Origin of the sequence: Paenibacillus sp. ClWae2A (assembly GCF_032452295.1) — a bacterium.
Lineage (GTDB): Bacteria > Bacillota > Bacilli > Paenibacillales > Paenibacillaceae > Paenibacillus.
In genome coordinates, this window is sequence record NZ_JAULSQ010000017.1 from 69258 (window position 1) to 90107 (window position 20850).

The following is a 20850-nucleotide window of genomic DNA, read 5'->3' on the forward strand; positions in this document are numbered from 1 at the left end:
GCGGCTCCAGACTATTTTAAAGCTTGCTGAATTTTGACTGATACCATTATAATTTCTTTTTGGGCTACAAGCAATTTCAACAAAATCCAAGTGAGGTATAATCATGCTGGCGATTGATGTCAAAGATTTGCGCAAGTCGTTTAGCGTCCAGAAAAGCCGAGGTGGGCTGAAGGGCGCGTTCCAGGACCTGTTTGCACGTCAATATCAAGAGGTATTGGCTGTAAATGATATTTCATTTCAGATTCCGCAGGGCGAAATATGCGGATATATCGGGGAGAACGGTGCCGGTAAATCAACTACAATCAAGATGTTAACCGGCATTTTGGTGCCTACTTCAGGTCAAATATCGGTCGGTGGCTATGTTCCGTATCAGGAACGGGAGAAGTTTGTACAGAATATTGGTGTTGTTTTTGGTCAGCGCAGTCAATTGTGGTGGGATATTGGCGTTATCGAATCCTTCCATTTATTGCGCAAAGTATATCGTGTAGGAGAGGTCGATTTCCGTAAACGGCTGGATGAACTGGTTGAGCGATTACAGCTTCAGGACCTGCTAAGCCGTCCGGTGCGGAAGCTGAGTCTTGGGCAGCGCATGCGCTGCGAGTTAGTGGCAGCCTTGTTGCATAACCCGAGTATTGTTTTCCTGGACGAACCAACCATTGGTTTGGATATTGTGGTGAAGTCGGAAATTCGGGATTTCCTGAAAGACATGAACAAGGAGCATGGAACGACCATTCTGCTCACAACCCACGATTTGCAGGACATTGAGGCACTGTGTTCCCGGGTCATCATGCTTGATGCAGGCAACATCATCTATGATGGAGGTCTGGATCATCTCAAGTACCAGTGGGGTAAAGAGCGCGAGATCCGCTTCAAGTTTGGTTCAGCTCACAACATCAGTCAGATGCAGGAATGGACTGCTGCTTTGCCTGTGCGTTGGACGGTAGAGAATGAATTATCCGCTTCCGTATGGATTCCGCTGGAATTGAATGTTTCGGATGTACTCGGACGTGTCGTTGGACAAGCCGATATTACCGATATTCAGATTATCGAGATCAACACGGATGAGATTGTGCGCAGTATTTATCAATCCGGTTCCGCCGAGCGCCCCGAGATTGTGGGAGCAGGGAAAGAAGCGGTGGGTGTATCCTGAGATGAATAGTGCATTTATTGATTTTATGCGCATCCGTTTTCTAACGATGCTGGCATACCGGGTGAATTATTACTCCGGCATTTTGATATATACGCTGAATATCGGCGTGTATTACTTTACCTGGCAAGCCATTTATGGCAGCAGTGGTGAACTCGGCGGCTTCACGGCAGCGCAGATGACCACTTACATCGCTGTATCCTGGATGGCACGTGCCTTTTACTTTAACAACCTGGACCGGGAGATTGCCGCAGACATACGGGATGGCTCCATTGCGATTCAATTCATCAGGCCGATCAATTACGTTATGGTCAAAATGATGCAAGGGCTTGGTGAAGGCATTTTCCGCTTCCTGCTCCTCATGATTCCGGGGATGCTCATCGCCATTCTGCTGTTCCCGGTTGAATTGCCTACGGTGCCATCGGCGTGGATTGGCTTTCTCGTCATGCTGTTCTTCAGTTTCCTCATTAATTCCCAGATTAATGTGATAACGGGACTGGCGGCATTCTTTGTGGAAAACAATGAAGGCATGATGCGTATGAAACGCGTCGTGGTGGATTTGTTCTCCGGTCTAATCATCCCGATCAGCCTGTATCCAGGCTGGATGTCCGCGGTGATGAAGGTATTGCCTTTTCAGGCCATTACGTATCTGCCCGGTTCCGTGTTCACTGGAAGAGTGGAAGGTACCGCCATCTGGAATGTACTCGGTATTCAGGTGTTCTGGTTTGCCGTACTGCTGCTTCCGATGGTATTGATCTGGCGTAAGGCGCGCAAGCGTCTGTTCGTGCAAGGGGGATAACAGAATGTACTATATGGGTCTGATCTGGGAATATTTGAAGAATTACATGAAAACACGACTCACGTACCGTGCTGATTTCTGGGTGGAGATCCTATCGGATCTGCTGTTCCAGGCAACCAACCTGATCTTTATCTTTGTGGTCTTCCGTCATACGGATAACCTGGGCGGCTGGAGTGAGAGTGAAGTCCTCTTTGTTTATGGATATTTTATGGTGCCCTATGGCATCTTCAGTTGTTTTATCAATCTGTGGGGATTCAGCGAGCGGTACATCGTCAAAGGCGAGATGGATCGGATACTGACACGCCCTGCACATAACCTGTTCCAGATCTTGCTTGAAAATGTGGACCCGCCTGCACTCGTGGGCTCGTTTATCGGCCTGATCATCATGATCTTCAGCGGAGCAGAGATGGGATTAATGCTGGAATGGTGGCATATCCCTGCATTGATTATTTTGGCACTCAGCTCAGTCATGATTTATGCCGGCATTTATACCACCCTGACTTCACTATCCTTTTATTCGGACGCGCCAACAGGTATTCTGCCATTGATGTATAACATCCAAGGGTATGGGCGTTACCCGGTAACGATCTATAACCGTGCCATTCAGGTGCTGCTAACCTGGATCATTCCGTTTGCCTTTGTGGGCATCTATCCTGCAGCCTTGTTCCTGGAAAGGTCCGAGATGCATCGCATGGCGCTGCTTACACCTGTGATGGGATTGGTGTTTGGCTCCATGGGCTTGCTACTGTGGAATTATGGTGTGAAGCGGTATCGCGGAGCAGGTTCATAATAACGCCCTATAACAATTCATAGGGGAGATTAGGGAGGAACTGACATGACGTTAAATGTAGGCGAATTGGCACCGGATTTTGAGCTTCCGTCCAGTACGGGGGAACCGGTGAAGCTGTCGGATTACCGCGGACAGCGGGTGCTGCTTTATTTTTACCCCAAGGATATGACCTCGTCCTGTACACAACAGGCTTGTGATTTCCGGGATCGACATGCTGAATTTGAAGGGCTGAACACGGTCATTCTCGGAATCAGCACCGATCCGATGAAACAACATGACAAGTTTATTGCCAAATATGGACTGCCGTTCACCTTGTTATCGGATGAAGAGCACGTCGTAGCCGAGCAATACGGGGTGTGGCAGCTGAAGAAAATGTACGGCAAGGAGTACATGGGTATGGTTCGCTCCACTTTTCTGATTGATGAAGAGGGGAAATTGATCAAGGACTGGTCCAAAGTTCGGGTTAAAGGACATATCGAGGCTGCGCTTGAGGCTTTGAAGACATTGTAATGACCGGGGACATGTATGAATGAATACATCTTATCCGTTTTATCACCAAAGGCTGTGTTTCGCGGGATTTACCGTGAACACAGCCTTTTTAGGTGGGCAATCGTTTTGGATTGGTTGAATTGTTCTTGCTCTTGCCAGAACGAAGCCGATGCACGAGCAGAAGGAATAGCGGAATAAGAAAGCTTACCGTGATATCCCAATCCACCCAAGCGGGCATGATCGTATTGGTGTAGAAAATGACATTGGGAGAAATCAGTACAGCTAAAGCGAATAATAACATCGCTGATGGCAGGATGAGAGGCTTGTACGTCTTTAACCGAAATAGTTGAGCTGTTCCAACGACAAAGGAGAACATATACAGCAGGCTTTTGAAATAGGTAGCAATTAACCAAGCAGTCGCCATGAACGCCTCAATTCGCTCGAAAAAGTTACCGATATTAATTTTCTGGGACAGGGTATAGGAGATATAGATGTCATGCTGGGTCAGAAAGGGTCCGAAAATCATCAGTGAAATGACTAACAGTGTGGTTAGCAGCAGCCCTCCACATAAAGTAGCGAGTAACATGTCCCGTTTGATGTGAGGCCCGGACATCACATAAGGAAGAACCATGGTGATAACGATTAGTTCACCAAAGGAAGTGAATGCTCCTCTAATGATAGACTGCATCAGATGAAGCCAAGGGGTATTCAGGTAAGGTTGTAGATGTGAACTGTTTACTTGGGGCATCAGCCCCAGAAATAACAGAATCATAAATGCAACAACGATGGGGGTTAGCATTTCACTGCTTCCTCCTATTGTTTGCAAGCCATGCATAAGACCCCAGACCAGAGCGCACATAAGGATAATCAGAATGACTCGGATGGGGGTCTGGAGGTAGATCTGTGTGGTCATAAAGTCACCGACTTCACGGATACATATGACAGCGCCTATGGCGAAATAAAATAGATATGCTGCTGACAAAACAGACCCTGCCCACCGGCCAAGTATTTTTTGGCAGATTTCAATAAGGGAAAGATCAGGATGTGTCTGATGAAGTTTGTATAGCACCCACATGATGAGTAAGCCGATCGGTTGACCGATAAGAGAACAGATCCATGCATCCTGTTGACCCGAAGCGGTAACCACGGAGGGGTAGAGTAGAATCATGTCCCCGATCATGACGAGAAAGGTAAGGACTGCAAATTGCCTAATGGTGATTTTCTCCTTAATTAACATAGACACCGTTCTCCTTCTCTATATTCAGCATGGATGAACTCCATTTTTCCATTCATACCAGACCCCTTCCCCCAAAAAAAGTGCTCATTCCTGTGAGGAATTGTTTGGAGTAACCGATGATTTTCTGTAAGACTTGAGCCATTGTATCAACAGAAGACTGGCCGGAAGAATGATCCCCAATGTGGTATCCCAATCTACCCAGTATGGAACAACGGTGATTACGATAAAAGTAATGCTGGGCGAGACCAGATTGGCTAATCCGAACACGAGTACGGACGCGGGGATTACAAGCATTCGATACTGCTTAAGCTTGAACAGTTCCGCACAACCAACAATAAAGGCGTATAAGTATATCATCGCTTTGAAGTACGTAGAGATCAGCCAGGAAGAAGCCATAATCGCTTCAATACGTTCAAAAAAGCCCCCAATACTGATTTTCTGGGACAAAATAAAAGAGGCATATATGTTATGCTGCGTAAGAAAGGCACCCAGAACCAGCAGTGATATGGTAACAAGCGTTGCCAATACCAAGCTGCCTAAACCAGCTGCAATAAGCATATCCCGTGTTCGGTGAGCCTGCTTGGCAACATAGGGCAGTATCATCATGATGGGCACGACTTCACCGATCGGATATATAATGCTTACCAGAATGCCCTGCGAGATTGAGACAACACCCGTATCACTTACCGGCTTCAAATTTCTGGTATCTACCTGAGGAAGCAGGCAGACTGCAAGGACCACAATAAAGACAATAACGACAGGCATCAGTAGTTCACTACTTCGTCCCATCGTCTCCAATCCATGCCACACTCCCCAGCCGATCACGATGACGAACATCAGAATGATGATGCGAATCGGAGTATATTGAATGATTTGAGTGGTCATGAAATCTCCGACTTCTCTCGTATGGGTGGAGGCACCGATAATGAAAAAGAACAGGTAGAAGCAGGAAAAGAAAGTACCTGGCCAGAACCCCAGAATGCTGCGTGCCATCTGCACCAGATTTTTTTCTGGATGCATACTGCATAACTTCAGGATCATGGCCATCAGTGCCATCCCCAGAGGAACGCCTATAAAAGCACAAATCCAGGCGTCTTGTTTGGCATAGGACGTGATGACTGAGGGGTAGATCAGCATCATATCCCCGACCACCATCATAAAAGTGAGAGTGGTCAATTGTCTTGTTCCAAGGCGCCCCTGTTCAAGCATAATGGTCCTCTCCTTTTTCTAGGTTCCCGTCAGACGTGCCAAGAATTGATTAACAGGTTCATAGATCCACATGATGATATAGAGCGGACTGGGAAAATCCCACAGGTTTGCTGCAATCACACTGAACCCTGTGGCTATGACGAGCATTCCGCTGTACACAGCCGTTTCCCTCCATTCCTTGCGGCGGATCAGACCCGGAAGATCAACCAAGCTTACAAGTCCTCCTATGACAATGACAGTAATTGTAATTAACATCCGGTCTCACTCCTTCAAATCATCCTTGAATGAATCATCCAGCGTACCTACACGTTTAATCTGTACATTGGCTTCATATTTAACATCCAGATTTTCAAAATATTGATCCCAATCCTTCTCAATCTTTTTGAAAAATTTAGGATCGGCATGATACACTTCCTGACCGAATCCAAAAATGTCAATATGGAACTTTCGCCGCACGGAATTCACGGATTTTTCCATCAGGTCTATCAGTCGCTCCTCACTGTCCTTTTCCAACTCTTTGAGCGTTTTCATGGAACCAATTCTGATTCCGCACTCTACTGCACCAATGGAAGACACATTTTTGAGTTTGATGTGGATCACAGGCTGGTCGTTAATGACCTTTGCTTTTCGTTGGGTCTTGGTGCGTAGAGCTTTGAACGTCACATTTCCTCCCTTTCGGCAAGGCATGTGACTGACGGTAGACACCACATTGTCGCGGATATAGTTGTATCCTTTCGATTCATCTTCCGTTAACCAGCCGATCAGTTTGTCCTTTTTGAAGATGCTTAATCCCGTAGAATTCAGTCGAGCAGGAGACTTGATTGTCCCAATATTATCTTTGCTTCCGCTTCTCTTTGAATTGCCAACAATCTCTACACCAGTGATTACAGGCTGTATTCCAGGTGTCAGCATATATTCAACTAATTGGTCTCCGGTTACGGTTGTTGTGGGAGACCAAGTCTTGGCAGACACGTCCAAAGAATTAAATAACTTCTCCGCAGGAATGTTTTCCAATGGGGTAAGTACGTCCAGTACTTTGGAAGCTGTAGTATTTCGCGCAACCATGACGTAATAATCGGGCCTAGCAGTAGGTTCCCTCATTAACGCTTCCATGACATCGTAGATGCCATCTTTGCGTGCATATTCTTCTCCGAATACCAACACACGGATATGCGCCATGAATATGCGGCGTGGACTTGTCTCGGTCAGCTTCTGAATCGCTTCAAACAGCGTGGGCGCGGACGCTTCGTACTGTGTGACAGGAGTGCCATTGCCTCCCCCTGACTTGGAGGATACTTCATTCGGCACAACGACCTGAGCACTCACTTTAATCAAATCGCCATCCTTGTCTACCCCAAGACCAAGCATAATGCCAAGTTCATTCAGTTCCTGGCGATCCCAGCATCCGGTAAGGAGAGGGAGCAGGAATGCAATGCATACAATTAATCGGAAGCTCTTGTTCATACGTTGTTCTCCTTACCGAATTAACGCTTCATTTTTTTGCTGGCTTGTCTGGTTTTGTTCGGTGTACCCGTAGAGAGTGGACGTGTTTTCATACGGGACCAGGGTACACGAAACAGCGTATCTTTCAGATCTTTCTGAATTAGAGGTGCAAAGGGAGACATATACGGTACGCCAAAAGAACGCAAGCTGCACAGGTGTGTAACCGTGATGAGCAGAACAATTAGAATACCGTAGAAACCAAAGGCTGCCGCGAGTATCATCAATACAAATCGCAGAATTCGGACAGAGATGGACAGTCCATTCTCTGGAATGACATAACTGGATATGGCCGTTATGGATACGATAATAACCATTGCAGCGGAGACAACTCCTGCATCTACGGCGGCTTGGCCAATGACCAGTGTTCCGACAATGGAAACGGCCTGACCGACCGTTTTCGGAATACGTATACCTGCTTCTCGCAAAATTTCATAGGTCAATTCCATCAGTATGGCTTCAATGAATGCAGGAAAAGGAACGCCTTCACGTTGAGCTGCCAGACTAATGAGCAGATTGGTGGGCAACATCTCCTGGTGAAAGGTGGTAATGGCAATATAGAAGGATGGAGCTAGTAAAGCGATAAAAAAGGACAGATAACGAATCAAACGAATCAATGTGCTGATATCAGCCCGTTGATAGTAATCCTCCGGCGATTGGAAGAAATGCACGAACAAGGCTGGAACCAGCAGTACAAAAGGTGTACCATCTACGACGATAGCTACTCTGCCCTCAAGCAAGGCGGCACAAACCGTATCCGGACGCTCACTATTGTAAACGGTGGGGAATAGCGTGCCTGTTTCGTCCTGTACAAGTTCCTCGATATATCCGCTTTCCAGAATCCCGTCAATATCGATCTCATCGAGCCTGCGCCTTAGTTCCTCCACCACACCCGGATCAACGGTATGTTTCAGATATAAGACGGCAACCCTTGTTTTGGTGACCCGACCAATCTCTCTTTCTTCAATCCAGAGATGAGGGTCACGAATCCGTTTGCGAATCAAGGATGTATTCGTACGCAAATTTTCATTAAATCCCTCCATAGGACCCCGAACAACGGTCTGTGAGATGGGTTCACCAACAGCACGGTCTTCCCACCCGGCTGCGGCAATTTTTAATCCTCGTACAGAGCCTTCAATTAGCAGGATGGCCGAACCGGACAGGAGAGCATTAAGCACATCCTCCATGTCGTCCACGAATGTTACATTGCTCGCAGCCAGAATGTCATTTTGGAGGTAGCTTAGGTGCTCATCATCTGCCGAGAATTCCGGAAGTTCGTGTGTTTGTAGAAGGGATTCCAGGATGGAATGATTCAGGATCTGCACGTCCACCAATCCATCGATGTACAACAAGACGGCAGGCCATTTATGTAAACATTGGAGAGGACGCATCATCAAATCGTTGCTGTTCCCCATCACCTGCTTGCAGTAATCCGTATTTTCGCTCAGATCCGGAGAGATTTGTCTCTGATCTTGACGGTCCTTCGTTGATTCGCTCATACCTTCACCTCCCTATACACCCTATATTTTCAAGTTAGTATGACCTGGATGAATTCGGATTATCACAAAAAAAAGGAGCTGCGATTATTCGCAACTCCTTGCTTACTTATTATAGATGGACGTTTGTCCGAATTTACTTTTGTCTTTGTCGAACAGGGGCTGGCTTGGATACGGTGGATCTTGATGCCCATGCTTTACGGTAACGATAGAGCACGGCTACGATGAGCAATAGGCCGATTCCTCCCACGATATATGCTGCATATTGATGAGCCAGATGGAATACGGCGTTCCACTGGGGGCCAAATATTTTGCCAATGCCCAGAAACAGTACAACCCAGAACAGTGCGCCTGAATAGGCGTAGAGAGCGAATTTGCGAAAGGGAACAGCGGCTATGCCCGCGAAATATCCGGTGAAATGCCTTACACCCGGAATGAAATAACCGATGAAGATTAAGGCATTCCCATACTTGGCGAACCACTTTTGCGTTTTATCGAGCTTGTCCTGCTTCAGCAGAAACCATTTTCCGTATCGTGTTATAAAGGGCAGTCCTGCTTTGGCTCCAATAAAATAAGTGATCGTCATGCCAATCGTTGTTCCCAGAAAAGCCAGTATCGTGAGGATTCCGAAGTCGAGATGCCCCTTGTAGGAGAGGAACCCTGCGTAAGCCATCGTTGTTTCACCAGGAAAGGGAAGTGCGATGAATTCAAGCAACAAGCCAAAAAACAATACGCTGTATCCGTAGGACCCAAACAGATGTTGGATGATATCAAGCAATTCCAATAGATTTCACTCTCCTGAATACGGGGTGGGAGCATGAATACTCTCCAAGGTGTTTTAATGCGTTCTGCCTGTCCATTATGCTACCTAATCTGAAGCGAAGAATCAATTAGGCTAGATAGCAAATTGTGAAAAAATATTAAACAAAATCGCGTCTTTTTTCAAGGAAGCCTCCATATAATTCTAACAAATCAGCTGAAGTCTATCAGCAAATTACTAGAGACGGTGGAGGTCGATTCGTAAATGGTACAGAGACCGGAATTGAGAATCAAGGAAATAGGGGGAAACTCTGCAACAATCATACATATGTTTTTATCTGGACAATGGTCTGTCATTCTCGTGAGAATTGCGATATTGTTATGTGCATTTGCTGTATATGCAGGCACGGATTATGCATCTGCTGCTTCCGGCTCAGGTGATCGGACCTCGGAAGATAAGAATACTCAAGACAAGGTAGTCTATCTGAGTTTTGACGACGGGCCGGGTAACCATACCCGTGAAGTATTGGATATTTTGCGCAAGGAGAAGGTTTTGGCTACATTTTTTGTGCTGGGTGAGCAGGCAGAGCGTTATCCCGAGTTAATCCGGGGGCTTGTGGAGGATGGACATGCTTTGGGCAATCATACGTTCAATCATCAATACGAACAGCTGTACAGTGATTTTAAAGTGTTCTGGAAACAGATCAAGCAGACAGAGGAAGTGCTGGAGCGTATAACCGGTTCCCGTCCGAATCTGGTGCGAGCACCAGGAGGTACCTACGGGCATTTTGACCAGAGTTATTTTGATTTGCTGCAATTGGGTGGGTACACCGTCATGGACTGGAACGTCGACAGTGGGGATTCCAAGCGTAAAGGTGTTCCGGCCAAAGAGATCCTCAGCAATTCGACCAAAGTACCTGCGGGAGCACGTTCGGTCATTGTCCTGATGCATGACGGTGGTGCACATGCTGAAACGGTAAAAGCACTTCCGGGTATTATCAAATATTATCGTGATCATGGATATCGTTTTGACACTCTAAAGAGTACGGATCAACCAGTTCAATTCCGTGTACATCCAGATGGTAAGTATAAAGCCCGCAAGGCGCCGGGAAAGGCCTGGATCGCAGAGCATGTAGAAGCGAACGCGACGTTATGGCTTGCAAGCAAGAAGTTGAAGGTAGAGGTGGGATTGGCTGCAGCTACCTTGCAACCGGGTGAGTTCCGCATGGAGGGGCAGCGAATCATGGTGCCTTTGCGTACTTTCATGAAAAAATTTGGGGGCAGCACTCGCTGGGACTCTGAAACAAGGACAGCCATAGCAGTATGGAAGGAAAGAACGATTCATGCAGACAGTGTGAGCGGAACACTGACCACAACAGGGGCAATTGAAACGGGAGCAGTACAGAGTCAGGGGGGAACCCTCTGGGTTCCGTTACGTGAGTTACTGGAGCAGATGGGGTTGAGGGTGAATTCCTTAACCAGTAATGAAGCAGAGTGGTCGGTGAAGGCGGGCACTTCCAGATCCATTTCGGCAATGAATAGCATATTTAAGTATAAAATGATCTGAAGAAAGTCATTCTTGCAGGACTATTCTCTCTACTTCCGGGCAACACTGAATCATAGATTACTATGGTTCAGGAATGCTGATGAACGGAAGGAGATCAGGAGAAATGTCTTATATCCGAATGGAACATGAACATGCTGTTGAATTGTTAAACAGGGTCATGAAGCGTGTTGAGAGTGTGATTATTGGCAAAAAAACAGAGATTCGTTATGTCCTTACTGCAATGCTCAGTGGAGGTCATGTACTTCTGGAAGATGTGCCGGGTACCGGGAAAACGATGCTGGTTCGTGCCGTTGCTTCTGCACTGGACTGCTCCATGGGCCGGATTCAATTCACGTCCGATGTCATGCCGGCAGATGTTACGGGGACTTCAATCTATCATCCACATACAGCTGAATTCAAGTTTCGGCCCGGACCCATCATGTCCAACGTTGTCCTGGCTGATGAAATAAATCGCGCTTCACCCCGCACTCAGTCTGCCCTGCTGGAGGCAATGGAGGAACGACGTATTACGGTTGATGGCACAACCTATGCTTTGCCACGCCCGTTCTTTCTGCTGGCAACACAGAATCCGTTACAGTTTGAGGGTACGTACCGTCTGCCAGAAGCGCAACTGGATCGATTTATCATGAGAATTGGACTGGGATATCCTGATCCTGAACAGGAATTGGAATTGTTAAGCCGCATGCAAGGTAGAGAAGCGCTTGATGAACTTCGCCCTGTCCTGCTTGCTGAAGAGGTCGTAGCCATGCAGCGTGAAGTCAAACAGGTACATGTTGATCCGGTCGTCAAACAGTATCTGGTGGCTGTTGCTGTAGCCTCTCGCAGCCTTCCGGCGGTCAGACTGGGCATCAGTCCGCGTGGAACACTGGCCTGGATGGCTGCGGCGCAGTCATTTGCCTATCTTCAAGGGCGCAGTTATGTCATTCCGGATGATGTGAAAGAGGTAGCTGTGCCTGTCCTTTCCCACCGTATTCAATTGAAGGCCCAGAACAGAGCGGAGGTTTGGGGGCAAGTACAGGTCATTGAAGAAGCATTGTTATCGGTCCCGGTACCTGTACAGATGGCATCACAGGGAAGGGGACGGAGGCAATGACTGCGCTGGGACAACGGATTGTGAGTGCTGTCTTGGTGGTGGTTTTTGCTTCCTTGTATCAGTGGCATGGGGGCAAAGCGGCGTTGTTTCTATCCGTTATAGCTTTCTTGATGTTCACAGGAGGTCTGCTTCTCCATTGGTTCGGACCACGGCGTATTCACATCCGTCGGAAAATACACACGAACCGGATTGAGGCAGGCGAGCAGGTACGGGTTCTGGTCGAACTGGAATTCAATTGCCGTATTCCATTGTTATGGATCGTTCTGTGTGAGAACACACCTGCAGGTGTTCATCGCAAATTGATTTTCCCGGGAACACGGCGACAATTTTCCTATCAATATGAATGTTCCGGGTTACGCAGAGGAGTCTACAGATGGTATACGGGCAGATTGTACTGGGGTGATATGTTTGGCTGGAATACCCTCTCCGCAGAGACCGCGGGAGGTACCCCTTTGATTGTTGTTCCTCAAGCAACGGCTTGGGGGAAGGGTGATTCGGTAGAATTCGCAGCGATGATCGAAGGGACTCTGTCGGAGCGAAGAAATAGCCAGGGAAACCGTAGCCCTGAGTTTCGTGAATATCAGCAGGGTGACCCACTGGGACGAGTTCATTGGAAAAGTACAGCCAAAACGGGGAAACTTCAGACCTTTCTGCCTGATACCACGGATCTGGCTTCACTTGGCATTCTTGTGTATGAAGGCGCGTCGGGTTATGACGTAAAACAACGGGAGAACATGGATGCACCTGCTTTTGAACGAGTGGTTCGTGCAGCTGCCCGCTGGATTCATACTGCTGAGCGGGATGAAATTCCTTATCATCTGTGGATGGAAGGCGGCGATAAGAGCTATGATGCACAAGATCAATGGCAACATGGGCCGTTCCATGCAGATGATGAGAATCATGGACTGGACAAGTTAGCGGGGGCACAAATATCCAAAGCACAATCAACCTCTGTTTCGCTTCGAACGGATATGCTGGATGGACTGACGAGTGGTTCGCGAATTGTGGTTCTCACAGGTCAGATGGATCAGGTTCTGGCCGAATGGATCATAACTGCAATCGGGTCGGGTTATCGTGTAGAGGTGCAATTGACTGAAGCGAACCAGGACGAATTAGGGTCAACGGATAGATTAATGAATGGATTGGGATATGACAGCTTAAGTTTGGAGCGGCTTCGTCACAGCGGGGTGCCGATTCACGCGGTTACAGACGTTGCGTTATCTTCATTGGGAAAGGTGGAGGTAACGGATGTGGGAGCGTAATGGTAACCAGCAACCAAATTCCAATGTGGCCAACTTAGAGTCAACGGCCCGTACGAGAATAGAATCGGCCTATTCTGTATATAAAGCTGTGAATCAGAATTCTGTGACGGACATAAAGGATGAGGGATATGTGAGCGTACCGGTCCTGTACAAAATTTTTATTTCGGCCATTTTACTTATACTGTCTCTGGAGTGGATATATCCTGTTACATCATCAGATCAGCAGGGCAGTGAACGGTTCTTGTCCGTAATGGCAGGATTAACGGGAGCATTGCTGCTCGTGGGATTGATTCGTACAGGATGGATCACCGGAGTACTGATCCGATTATTCATTGCACTCGCTGCTTTATGTCTGATGTACGGAGGAAGTGATCCTGTCAGTTGGGCGGTTGCATACCCAGGGATACTTTCAGCGGATATGGACACGTTTATAAATAACTGGCGATTCCACTCGATTAGTACAGAAACGAGAGGTTTGTTCATGATGTGCGGCTGGAGCATGCTCATGGCTTCTGTGCAATCCCTCGTATTGTTACGTCGAAGCGTTATGCTGTTTGGCAGTGCAACGTTGCTCTATTTGCTTTTGCTTGAATCCTTTGCGGGGCTGGATGTGTATGCTTCCGTAATACGGTCTGTCTTATGGACTTTTCTTATTCAGGCTCTGCTTCAGCTACTACGTCTCAATGGAGGAGTCACTACTCCGAGTTATCGCGGCAGCCCTTATGGCCGTTGGAGTGCAGTAACTATCGTTGCTTCTGCAGGTATGGTGCTTCTCTCCGCGTTACCTGGCCAGTTTGCTTCCATTCCTCAACCGGAACGCATATCTTTGGAGCAGATGGGTGAACGCCTAGCTCGCTGGGCAGGTTATACTGAGCACAGTAGTATCCCCGCTGCAACGGCAGTCACGGGATATAGCACAGCAGACGCGCCTATGGGAGCACCGTTGGTGCAGGGGAACTCCATCTTTTTTGTAGCGAAGAGTCCGAAAGTGACGTATTGGCGAGGGGAGACCCGTTCATATTATAACGGTAGTACTTGGAGTGATCCGGGTCAAAGCTTCGAAACGAACAGTCCGTCCGGAATGCTACGCACAGATGGATGGGAGAATCCAACCTATTGGAGTCGCATTCGCCAAACTGTTACGATGCAGCGAGAGTGGAAAGGGCCAAATCCGCTCTTTACCGGGGGCATACCGGTCAACGTATCGTTCCAGGATAAGAATAAGGATAATCAGGAAAACATGCTTTCTTTGCTGTCTAATCGCGATTCGGCAACACTGTGGCTCTCGAGCTCAGGGGACGATAAGATGGTTAAAAATTATTCGGCAGACGTCATGGTTCCTGTCGCAACACCTGAACAGTTACGTCTGCTTGAGGAAACGAATAAAGGGAAAGATCCGGCAGCCATTCGGAGGACCTATCTGCAATTGCCTTCATCACTCCCTGGTCGAGTGCAGACGCTCGCCAAGGAAATCATTCAAGGCAGTGAGACCCGGTATGATGCTGTGCAAGCTGTAAAGACTTATCTGGCTGCTCATGCCGAGTATACGCTGGATACCCGTATGCCACCGCGAGGAACAGATTTTGTGGACGATTTTCTATTCGTCACACGGCAGGGGTATTGCAATCATTTCTCTACAGCCATGGTTGTGTTACTTCGTTCGGAAGGTATCCCTACACGGTGGGTTAAAGGCTTTGGGCCTGGGGTAGCTGACCCGGATGCACCCGGTCAGTACATCATTTCCCAAGGAGATGCACATTCCTGGGTAGAGGTGTATTTCCCAGGTGCAGGCTGGATGCCGTTTGAGGCCACGCCGGGCTTCACCATGGCGCAAGGCGTGGGCAAAGATGTGGCAGCACTCGCCGGGGCGCAGGCAGGTGAGTTGAATCCGCCGTATATGAGCGGCGGATTGGCTAACGCGGGCGCATGGCTGCTCGCCCGCGCACGGGTCCTTGCCGCGAAGCCATGGCTCGCGGCAGCCCTTGTGGCAGCGGCCCTGCTGGGCGCCGCTGCTCTGGTCCGCATGCGGCGGCTACGCCCCGCGCTGCGGATAAGGCTGCTGCTGGCGTGGCCGCGCAGCAGCTTTCCAGACCGCGAGCGGCTGCTGGGTGCCGCCGCTCCGGTCTGGGCCGCGCTCGCGCGCCGGTACGGCCCGCGGCCGCCGGGGATGACGCTGCGTGAATATGCAGCGTCACCGGCTTTGGCCGCAGGCGCGGCCGGCGCGGACATCGCGCGGTTTGCAGCCGACTGGGAACGGCTGCTGTATGGGCCAGACCGTCCGCTGCGCGCGGACAGTCTGGACTTCCTGCGCCGGGCACTTCGTCTGGCCCGGCGGTTGCAGGCGTTGTAACGCAAGGATGTTACAACGTTACACCAAAGATGCGAAGCAGCTGCCATACAATCGCTATCGCTTTCCAATAGAGCTTGGCCACTTGTGCGCAGATGAAGATCACCATTGGCTGGCGCATTGTTCTTTAAATGCAGCGTTTGGTTTATCACTGCATGCCATACATAAGACGCCTTTCGCACTACGGTGCGAACGAGGCGTCTTTCCACGATCATACACTTGAACCAGCATCTTGCTGCCAAGCTTTTCTATTCGAAATTTCATATTTAGAGGCATTTGGTAATCCTGTTTTGATATGTCGAAAAAAGGAGTTTCGCCTTTCCTTGACGGTATGTTTTGTCGTTGCGTATAATTAGTTTCATTGAATTGAGGGAGGCACGGTTATGAATAAACAGAATGAGATTGTGGTTGTCCTTGACTTTGGGGGCCAATACAACCAGTTAATCGCCAGAAGAATCCGGGATCTTGGCGTATACAGCGAGCTTTTGCCGTATAACACACCGGCGGAAAAGATCGCAGAAATGGCACCAAAAGGAATCGTATTTTCAGGTGGGCCGTCCAGCGTATACGCTGAGAATGCTCCACACGTGGACCCAGGTGTTTATGACCTGGGCTTGCCAATCTTCGGTATCTGCTACGGAATGCAGCTTATGGCGCAACAGCTCGAAGGTAAAGTAGAACGTTCCGAGAAGCGAGAGTACGGTAAAGCAGATCTTGAGTTTGCTGCTGGATCTACACTGGCAAAAGGTATTGAAGGCGAACATACGGTATGGATGAGTCACGGTGACCACGTGGTTACACTTCCTCCAGGTTTCAAACTGGATGCAGGTACGGAAAGTGCGCCAATCGCTGCCATGAGCGACGATGAGCGTAAATTGTATGCTGTTCAGTTCCATCCGGAGGTGCGTCACTCAGTTCGCGGTAACGACATGATTCGTAACTTCCTGTTCGAAGTCTGTGGTTGCGAAGGCAACTGGACGATGGAGACATTCATCGATGACACCATCAAGGACATTCGTGAAAAAGTGGGCGACAGTAAAGTACTGTGTGCGCTTAGCGGCGGTGTAGATTCTTCCGTTGTAGCTGCATTACTTCACAAAGCCATTGGTGATCAACTGACATGTATGTTTATCGACCACGGTCTGCTGCGCAAAGGCGAAGCAGAAAGTGTAATGGAGACGTTTGTCGGCAAATTCGACATGAAAGTGGTCAAAATTGATGCACAAGAGCGCTTTATGTCCAAGCTGGCTGGCGTGGATGATCCAGAACAAAAACGTAAAATCATCGGTAACGAGTTTATTTACGTATTTGATGAAGAGTCCAAGCAGTTCGATGACTTTGCATTCTTGGCGCAAGGTACACTGTACACGGACATCGTGGAAAGTGGTACAGCGACTGCACAGACCATCAAATCCCACCACAACGTGGGCGGTCTGCCTGAGGACATGAACTTCAAACTGATCGAGCCACTGAGCACGTTGTTCAAGGATGAAGTACGTAAAGTTGGTACCGAGTGTGGCCTGCCGGACGAAATTGTTCACCGTCAGCCGTTCCCTGGTCCGGGTCTTGCGATCCGTGTTCTTGGTGAGGTTACCGAAGAGAAACTTACCATCGTTCGTGATTCCGACTACATCCTGCGTGAAGAGATTGCCAAAGCCGGTCTCGACCGCGAAATCTGGCAGTACTTCACAGCCCTACCTAACATGAAGAGTGTTGGCGTTATGGGTGATGCGCGTACGTATTCCTACACAGTAGGTATCCGTGCTGTAACATCCATCGACGGTATGACTGCAGACTGGGCACGTATCCCTTGGGATGTGCTGGAGAAAATCTCCGTACGGATCGTTAACGAAGTAGATAACGTAAACCGTATCGTGTATGATGTTACATCCAAACCACCTGCAACGATTGAGTGGGAATAGGGTATAAGCTCTTAACAATAGATTGAAAAATGACTCTCTTTTATCTGCGGTGTTTAGCAAATGGAAGGGAGTCTTTTTTTTATTGCGTACAGTATATGAGTAAACATTAATCCAGGCGTTGTTCCCTTATTAATAATGACTAGAATTTCATCCCATTTTAAAGTTCAATTCATGATTCTTTCAGGTCTAGCCTGTACAATAAGTACATACTAAAGGCAATATGTCTACTGAAGGGAGAATTGAATGTATGCGTAAAACCGACTATATGAGCAAATGGAAGATGGGCATTGGAAGTGCGTTTCTGATGGTGATGCTGGCAGGATGCGGCTCAGGTATGCAAGACCTGGCTTCCGGTTCGGGGGACTTTCCGTTTGTGAACTTAGAGGCAACGGATGCTTCTTCCGATCAGACCAGAAACCAGGAGTTATCCTCTGACTCAACAACGAACGCAAATCAGGAACAACAAGAGGTACAAGATGCTCCGCAGACAGAGATATAATTAACATAGGACTGATCCGATAAAAAATAGCCCCGGAACATGTCGCAAATTGCTCCATATACCTAATGAGTATACGCCTTCGCAATAAGAGACATCGTTATTCCTAGCTCATCATTCACCTGATTGCTAAAACGCAACAGAAACATAAGCTAACCTGATTAGAGCGCTTCTCGCCCTTTGATCAGGCTAGCTTTTTTATGTTATCCTGCGGAACTTTCAGTCTGGCAGAATGGACATATTCCATTGCGATTTCACCGAAAAAAGCGCATTCAATTGGGTTGTAAACCGCTGAACTGGTTCAATCTGTTAAATAATACGAACGATATTATACAAGGGCGAGATTAATATTCGTTTTTCTCATTGACAAAAACATACTGCCCTCCTAAAATAGTGATGGGAAACAAACAAATAGCGCATACTTATTCGTATAATCCTGGGGATTGGCCCGGGAGTCTCTACGAGATCACCCTAATGATCTGGCTACGAAGAGGAGAAGGCTAAGCACATGAATTCTACATGATTGCGGGACATCACGCACATTAGAATTTTTTTTGTTCTTAGTAAAGGCATCGTGCCACTCCTTGTCAGCTGAACCCTGGGTGAAGAATCTTCATCAGGGTCATTTGTCGTTTTTCAATATGGCTTCAACATCTCTAAGGGGGAGTTAGTAATTATGGATCGTTTCTTTAAATTAAAAGAAAACGGAACAAACGTTAGAACGGAGATTGTTGCGGGTCTCACTACGTTTATGACAATGGCTTACATTCTTTTTGTAAATACGTTGTTCTTGGGACAAGCCGGTGCGGGGATGTCGGATAATGCAGTATTTTTCGCAACAGCCGTCGGCGCCGGATTAATGACTATTATTATGGGATTGTTCGTGAATATTCCGATCGCACTTGCACCAGGTATGGGGCTGAATGCGTACTTCATGACTGTCGTTCTAAGTTCGAATGGAGCGATTACTTGGCAAGCAGCTCTAGGAGCGGTATTCCTTTCCGGTATCGTGTTCATTATTTTGACCGTGACAAAGATTCGGCAAATGCTGCTTGTTGCAGTTCCGCAGTCGATCAAAATGGCCATTACGGTGGGTATCGGTCTCTTTATTACCATTATCGGTTTCAAACTTGCTAATCTCGTTGCTGTAACAGTTAATGTTGCACCAGACGCAGATCTGAGTCAGCCGATTCCAGGTAGCAGTTTTAACCTGTCATTGGGCAACTTTGTAACACATCACGATGCGTTGCTGGCCCTGATTGGTTTGCTCCTTATTGCTATTCTGATGGTTATGCGCGTCAAAGGCGCTCTGCTGATCGGGATCGTAGCAACAACGCTGATTGGTATCCCGATGGGAGTTACGAATCTGAGCGGTCTTTCAGGCGCAAGCTGGTTGCCTAATTTCAGTGATCTGGCGGTTGGACAGCTGGATTTGAAAGGTGCCATCAGTCTTGGATTGTTCGAGATTATCTTCATCTTTACCTTCGTTGAATTGTTCGACACGTTTGGTACGATGGTAGGTACTGCAACACGTATGGGGATTATGAAGGATAAGAAAAAAGGCGAGAAAACGATCGGTAAAGCAATGCTCGTCGATGCAGTTGGTGTCAGCGCAGGTGCTGCACTGGGTACAAGTACCATTACGGCATACGTTGAAAGTGCTTCAGGCGTTGAGGCGGGTGGACGTACAGGACTGACTTCGGTAACGACAGGTTTGCTGTTCATTTTGGCCCTGTTTATCGCACCGCTTGCGCTGGTTGTTCCATCCGCTGCGACGGCTCCAGCATTGATCATTGTGGGTGTGCTTATGATGAGTCAAGTACGCAGCATCGAGTGGGATGATTTCCTGCAAGCTTTCCCCGCGTTCCTTACGATTGTATTGATGCCTTTCACAGGCGGAATCGCAAACGGGATCTCCGCAGGTATCGTATCTTATGTGATTCTGGCGGTGTTCAGTAACTTGGTTACAGAGCGTAAAGTGAAAATTCACTGGCTCATGTGGATCCTGGCGATCATTGTAGTCTGCCGATACGTATTTATTGGCGGAGAGTAAGCGTACAATCGTTACGATGAAGAATACTGTATTAAGTATTTAGCCTTATATATGAAAGAAGCGGAAGCCACGGGATCTAAACCCGGAGCTTTCGCTTTTTTTGTTTTCCTTTCTTAAGTAAAATGAATCTCCAAAATGTTTTCCTTCTATATAGAAGGAATGAACATAATGTTCTATGACCTGTTGGTTGTTTACCCATTGAAATCATCGGTTATAAAGTTTCTATAGTATGAAGTATCTATACTGTTCTTTCTTTCAACAAATGCGGAAGATAATGAAGTGAGCTTTTCGAGATATAAATGTAATTAGCATAGTTATTAGGGCATGTATGCACTATGAGTTTCTCTATAATGTCATAAGGGATCATACGGGGAGTCTTTTGCATATGTATCTTTGGCCGCTATAAGGAATTGCTTGATAAAAGGATTATAGGATACTTCTTTTGTAAGAGTTAATGTTTTTCAAAAAAAGACTTGCGTTCCATAACTGTACATGGTATATTCTAATTCCGGCCAAGAAAACACGGTTTACACGGTGCGGCAAGCAAATGAAATAAGCTTCGAAAGAAACTTAAAAAAAGAGCTTGCAAAGTTGGTTCGGACATGATATTATATAAGAGTTGCTGAAGAGAACAACATTCGGTAACAAAACAAGTTTGATCTTTGAAAACTGAACAACGAGTGA

The 20850-nt window shown here is 47.5% G+C and carries 17 protein-coding genes and 1 riboswitch; of the genes, 11 read left to right on the top strand and 6 right to left on the bottom strand.

The features are described 5' to 3' along the window. Window positions 1-103 precede the first annotated feature (103 nt). The 4 genes from QVE09_RS28850 to bcp are packed head-to-tail and all read left to right on the top strand — an operon-like array spanning window position 104 to window position 3246. Window positions 104-1150, top strand: a complete 1047-nt coding sequence (locus QVE09_RS28850) for an ABC transporter ATP-binding protein (RefSeq protein ID WP_315939602.1) — start codon at window positions 104-106, stop codon at window positions 1148-1150. A gap of 1 nt (window position 1151) precedes the next feature. Continuing rightward, window positions 1152-1946, top strand: coding sequence for an ABC transporter permease (locus QVE09_RS28855; protein WP_315939603.1), 795 nt, complete (start codon window positions 1152-1154; stop codon window positions 1944-1946). A 4-nt stretch (window positions 1947-1950) separates the two neighbouring features. After that, on the top strand, window positions 1951-2736 hold the full coding sequence (locus tag QVE09_RS28860) for an ABC transporter permease (protein WP_076333833.1): 786 nt from the start codon (window positions 1951-1953) through the stop codon (window positions 2734-2736). 45 nt (window positions 2737-2781) lie between these two features. Continuing rightward, a complete protein-coding gene (bcp, locus tag QVE09_RS28865) occupies window positions 2782-3246 on the top strand; it encodes a thioredoxin-dependent thiol peroxidase (protein ID WP_315939604.1) in 465 nt (154 codons plus the stop codon). An 88-nt stretch (window positions 3247-3334) separates the two neighbouring features. Here the strand turns inward: bcp and QVE09_RS28870 are convergent, their stop codons facing one another. From QVE09_RS28870 to QVE09_RS28895, 6 genes are all read right to left on the bottom strand, one after another. After that, window positions 3335-4462, bottom strand: a complete 1128-nt coding sequence (locus QVE09_RS28870; RefSeq protein WP_315939605.1) for a GerAB/ArcD/ProY family transporter — start codon at window positions 4460-4462, stop codon at window positions 3335-3337. Between the two features lie 84 nt (window positions 4463-4546). Continuing rightward, window positions 4547-5671 (bottom strand): GerAB/ArcD/ProY family transporter, encoded by a 1125-nt coding sequence (locus QVE09_RS28875; protein WP_315939606.1) that lies wholly within the window; start codon window positions 5669-5671, stop codon window positions 4547-4549. A gap of 18 nt (window positions 5672-5689) precedes the next feature. Then, window positions 5690-5926 carry a hypothetical protein gene (locus QVE09_RS28880; RefSeq protein WP_315939607.1) on the bottom strand — a complete coding sequence of 79 codons (237 nt, stop codon included), beginning with the start codon at window positions 5924-5926 and terminating at the stop codon, window positions 5690-5692. Window positions 5927-5932: 6 nt separating this feature from the next. Then, window positions 5933-7135, bottom strand: coding sequence for a Ger(x)C family spore germination protein (locus tag QVE09_RS28885; RefSeq protein WP_315939608.1), 1203 nt, complete (start codon window positions 7133-7135; stop codon window positions 5933-5935). A 20-nt stretch (window positions 7136-7155) separates the two neighbouring features. Beyond that, the gene (locus tag QVE09_RS28890) at window positions 7156-8670 is read right to left on the bottom strand and encodes a spore germination protein (protein ID WP_315939609.1); all 1515 of its coding nucleotides are present in this window, start codon (window positions 8668-8670) and stop codon (window positions 7156-7158) included. A gap of 133 nt (window positions 8671-8803) precedes the next feature. Beyond that, window positions 8804-9451 carry a DedA family protein gene (locus tag QVE09_RS28895; protein ID WP_315939610.1) on the bottom strand — a complete coding sequence of 216 codons (648 nt, stop codon included), beginning with the start codon at window positions 9449-9451 and terminating at the stop codon, window positions 8804-8806. Window positions 9452-9691: 240 nt separating this feature from the next. Here QVE09_RS28895 and QVE09_RS28900 point away from each other — a divergent pair, with 240 nt between their 5' ends. From QVE09_RS28900 to QVE09_RS28930, 7 genes are all read left to right on the top strand, one after another. Then, window positions 9692-10993, top strand: a complete 1302-nt coding sequence (locus QVE09_RS28900) for a polysaccharide deacetylase family protein (RefSeq protein ID WP_315939611.1) — start codon at window positions 9692-9694, stop codon at window positions 10991-10993. Window positions 10994-11096: 103 nt separating this feature from the next. Then, window positions 11097-12086: an AAA family ATPase gene (locus tag QVE09_RS28905; protein ID WP_315939612.1), complete on the top strand. Its 990-nt coding sequence runs from the start codon at window positions 11097-11099 to the stop codon at window positions 12084-12086. Continuing rightward, entirely contained in the window at window positions 12083-13348 is a 1266-nt protein-coding gene (locus tag QVE09_RS28910; protein WP_315939613.1) for a DUF58 domain-containing protein, read from the top strand. Before QVE09_RS28905 ends, QVE09_RS28910 begins: the two co-directional genes overlap by 4 nt. Next, a complete protein-coding gene (locus tag QVE09_RS28915; RefSeq protein ID WP_315939614.1) occupies window positions 13335-15698 on the top strand; it encodes a transglutaminase-like domain-containing protein in 2364 nt (787 codons plus the stop codon). Before QVE09_RS28910 ends, QVE09_RS28915 begins: the two co-directional genes overlap by 14 nt. A 380-nt stretch (window positions 15699-16078) precedes the next feature. After that, a complete protein-coding gene (guaA, locus tag QVE09_RS28920; protein ID WP_315939615.1) occupies window positions 16079-17617 on the top strand; it encodes a glutamine-hydrolyzing GMP synthase in 1539 nt (512 codons plus the stop codon). 247 nt (window positions 17618-17864) lie between these two features. Beyond that, entirely contained in the window at window positions 17865-18116 is a 252-nt protein-coding gene (locus tag QVE09_RS28925) for a hypothetical protein (protein ID WP_315939616.1), read from the top strand. A 403-nt stretch (window positions 18117-18519) separates the two neighbouring features. Further along, window positions 18520-18619, top strand: a riboswitch (purine riboswitch). Window positions 18620-18789: 170 nt separating this feature from the next. Beyond that, window positions 18790-20166: an NCS2 family permease gene (locus QVE09_RS28930; RefSeq protein ID WP_315939617.1), complete on the top strand. Its 1377-nt coding sequence runs from the start codon at window positions 18790-18792 to the stop codon at window positions 20164-20166. Window positions 20167-20850 lie beyond the last annotated feature (684 nt).